The following is a 3891-nucleotide window of genomic DNA, read 5'->3' on the forward strand; positions in this document are numbered from 1 at the left end:
CAGATCGACACCCCGCGACAGACACAGACCCACCACCGACTCCGCACCCACCCCCCACGCCCGCAACTCATGCGCCAGCCGACTCGCCCGCGCCACCAACCCCCCATACGTCAACACCCGCTCACCCGACACCACCGCCACCGCATCCGGCACAGCACCAGCCCACCCCGCGATCAACTCATGCACCCCACCCACCGACGGCAACGACACCGGCACACCAGCCCACCCCCGCACCAACCCCTCAACCTCGACCACCGACACCAACGACACATCCCCCACCCGCCGACCGGCGTCAGAGTCAGCGGTGATCAAGTCCTCGAGGACGTGTGCCAGGTGGCCGGCCATCCGGTCCACCGCGTCGGCGTCCATCCGGGCGCGGTCGTAGGACATCTTGATCGTGAGTTCGCGGCCGGAGCTGGCGGTCACGCTGAGGGGGTAGTTCGCCTGTTCGCGGCCGTAGTTGGCGCCGGCGCGCAGTCCGCTCGCCGCGGAGTTGCGCTGTTCCTGCTGCACTTCCTGGACCGGGAAGTTCTCGAAGACGAAGAGGCTCTGGAACAGCTCCTCGCCGGGCGGGAGTTCGCTGCAGGCGGCGATCTCGACCAGGGGTGTGTGCTCGAACTGCCGGGCCCGGACCTGCTCGTCCTGGAGGCGGGTCAGCCAGTCGGTCACCGGCTGGTCGCGGTCGAGGGTGATCCTGACGGGCGTGGTGTTGAGGAGCATGCCGACCATCGCGTCCATGCCGTCCAGGCGGCCGTCGCGGCCCGACGACGTCACGCCGAAGACCACGTCGTCGCTGCCGGAGTAGTGGGCCATGACCACCGCCCACGCGGCCTGGACCACCGTGTTGAGGGTCAGCCGGTGACGTCGGGCGAACTCCGCCACACCGGTCGTCGCGGCCTCCGGGGACAGCGGCACCCGGCACTCGCCGGGGCCCCGGTCGCCAGTCGGCCGTTCGATGCCGAGCGTCGTCGTCTCGCGGACTCCGGCGAGGCGTTCGCGCCAGTACGCGCGGGCCGCGTCCATGTCCTGCCCCGTCACCCACGCCACGAAGTCCCGGAAGGGCCTGCGGGTGGCGAGTCGCGGTTCGCCGCCCTCACGGAACGCGTGGTACGACTCCAGCAGTTCGCCCACCACGATGGGGTCGCTCCAGCCGTCCAGCAGCATGTGGTGGTAGCTCCAGACGAGCTGGTGCCGTTCGGGGGCCAGCCGGATGACGGCGACGCGCACCAGGGTGGGGGCGGTGAAGTCGGCCCCCGACTCCCAGTCGGAGGTCAGGTAGTCGTCGACGGCCCGCTGCCGTCCGGCCTCGTCCAGGTGCGACAGGTCCAGTACCCGCAGCGGCAGGGGGACGGAACGGGACACCACCGCCAGCGGCTCGGGGACTCCTTCGGAGACGACCGTGGTGCGCAGCACCTCGTGCCGGCTGAACATGAGCTCCCAGGCCCGCCGCAGGGCGGTGAGGTCGAGGTTCCCCTCCAGGAGCAGGCCGTTCTGCACCCAGTACATTCCGGGCTCGTCGGCCAGCTCCGTGTGGAAGAGCATGCCCTGCTGGAGCGCGGTGAGCGGGTAGATGTTCTCGATCGCGCGGGCCCGCCGACCGGCCGTCGTGTCGAACGCGGTCATGATGCTCCTCCGGATTCGGCGGCCTCACCGGGGACGGCAGGTGAGTCGAAACGCTGCTGGATGAGGTCGAGGACGTCCTGGTCGAGGCCGGCCAAGGGGAAGTCGGACGGGGTGTAACCGCCGACGTCGGGTCGGCAGCAGTACGCGATCAGGTCGTCGAGGACCTCGATGTAGCGGTGTGCCAGCCGGCGTACGGTCGACTCGTCGTGGATCTGGTCGCTGTACATCCACACCAGTTCCAGGCGGCCGAGCGCGATCTGGCTGTTGATCTCGAGCAGGTGGGTGCGGTCCCCGAGCACCGACTGCGGCCGGCCCAGTGCCCTGCCGGTCGGCCTGAACCGCCCGGCCGAGGCACCGGCCGCGTCGACCGCCTGGGTGGTCTGGCCCAGGTAGTTGAAGGCGACGTCGGCGCCGGGGCCCGGGTCCCAGTGCCCGAGGTGACGCAGCAGGCCGTAGCCGTGGCCCTTGCGGGGGATCTCCCTCAGCCGTTCCTTCGTGCGGCGCAGGATCGCGCCCGGGTCCTCGCCGCCGCTCGTTCCGGCGAGGACGACCGGGTAGACACTGGTGAACCAGCCCACCGTCCGTGACACGTCGATGTCGGCGCCCACGTCCTCGCGGCCGTGTCCTTCCAGGTCGACCACCACGTGCGGGGTCGCGCACCATTCGGTGAGCACGGTCCCGAGGACGCTGAGCAGTACGTCGTTGATCTGGGTGTGGAACGCGCCAGGGACGTCGCGCAGCAGCCGCTCGGTCTGTTCCGTCCCGAGGCCGACCGACAGTTCCCGCAGGGAGGCCAGGCTGTTGGATCCGTCGTGGTCGCGTGGCAGCGGGGCGGAGGTGGTCTCGGCCGTCCGCCAGTACGCGGCTTCGGCGGCCAGTTCCGGGGAGCGGGCGAGTTCGTTGAGGCGCTGGGCCCATCGCATGAAGGAGGTGGTCTTGGCCGGCAGCCTCACCGGCAGGCCTCGTTCGACCTGTCCGTAGGCGGCCGACAGGTCCTCCAGCAGCACCGGCCAGGACACCGCGTCCACGACCAGGTGGTGCACGACGACGAACAGCAGTTGTCCCGGTGTGCCCCGGTCGAACAGCACCACCCGCAGGAGCGGTCCGTCGGTCAGGTCCAGGCCGGCCTGTGCCTCGTCACCGCAGGCGTCCAGGAATGCCCATTCGTCCTCGTCGTCGCGGCCGGTCGTCTCGACGACGCGTACGACGTCGGCCGACTCGGCGGCCATCACTCGCGCGGCCCACCGCGAGCCCTCCCGGACGAACCGCGACCGCAGGGCGTCGTGCTGCTCCAGGACCGCCGCCACGGCCACCCGCAACGTCTCGGCCTCGACGCGTTCGGTGACCTCCAGCAGCATCGACTGGTTGAAGTGGCCGGGCTCCCGCATCTCCTGGTCGAAGAACCACCGCTGGATCGGGGTGAGCGGGAAGTCGCCCACGACCAGGCCCTGTTCCGCGTCGGCGGCGCTCTCGCCGGTGGCCACGGCGGCCAGTCCGGCGACGGTCTGATGGTCGAACAGCTGGGCCACGGTGAAGTGCAGGCCGGCCTCCCTGGCGCGGGCCACGACCTGGATGCTGATGATCGAGTCGCCGCCGAGTTCGAAGAAGTTGTCCTCGACGCCGACGCGGTCCACACCGAGCACCTGGGCCCAGATCCCGGCGAGGCGTTCTTCGGTCGGGGTAGCCGGTGCGACGAACCCGTCCAGCCGTGGCCGCAGGCCGTCCGGTGCCGGCAGGCGGCCGCGGTCGACCTTGCCGTTCGGGGTCAACGGCAACGCGGACAGTTCGGTGAAGTACGACGGGATCATGAAGTCCGGCAGTCCGTGTCGCAGATGCTCGCGCAGTTCACCCACGGTCGGGATGCCGTCGGCCGGGTCGGCGGGGACCGCGTAGGCGGCCAGGCGCTGGTCGGTGCCCTCACCGACCACGCCGACGACGGCGGTGCGGATGCGGGGGTGGGTGGCCAGGACCGCCTCCACCTCACCCGGCTCGACACGAAAACCCCGCACCTTCACCTGCTCATCCACCCGCCCCAAGAACTCCACCTCCCCGAACGGCGACCACCGCACCCGATCCCCCGTCCGATACATCCGCGACCCGTCCCCCACAAACGGATCCGCGACAAACCGCTCCGCCGTCAACCCCGCACGCCCCCCATAACCCCGCGCCACCTGCGGACCACCCACAAACAACTCACCCACCACACCCACCGGAACCGGCGACAACCCCCCGTCCAACACATACAAACGCGTATTCGGCAACGCACCA

At 70.4% G+C, this 3891-nt stretch carries 2 protein-coding genes; both read right to left on the minus strand.

The window, feature by feature from the left end:
* The coding region (locus MB828_RS44885; RefSeq protein ID WP_301653197.1) for a condensation domain-containing protein at nucleotides 1-1623 on the minus strand (1623 nt) is incomplete at its 3' end.
* Entirely contained in the window at nucleotides 1620-3650 is a 2031-nt protein-coding gene (locus tag MB828_RS44890) for a condensation domain-containing protein (RefSeq protein ID WP_343236255.1), read from the minus strand. The genes MB828_RS44890 and MB828_RS44885, both read right to left, overlap by 4 nt.
* Nucleotides 3651-3891: the final 241 nt, after the last annotated feature.

The sequence above is a fragment of the Streptomyces arenae genome (assembly GCF_022343545.1).
Classification (GTDB): Bacteria; Actinomycetota; Actinomycetes; order Streptomycetales; family Streptomycetaceae; genus Streptomyces; species Streptomyces humi.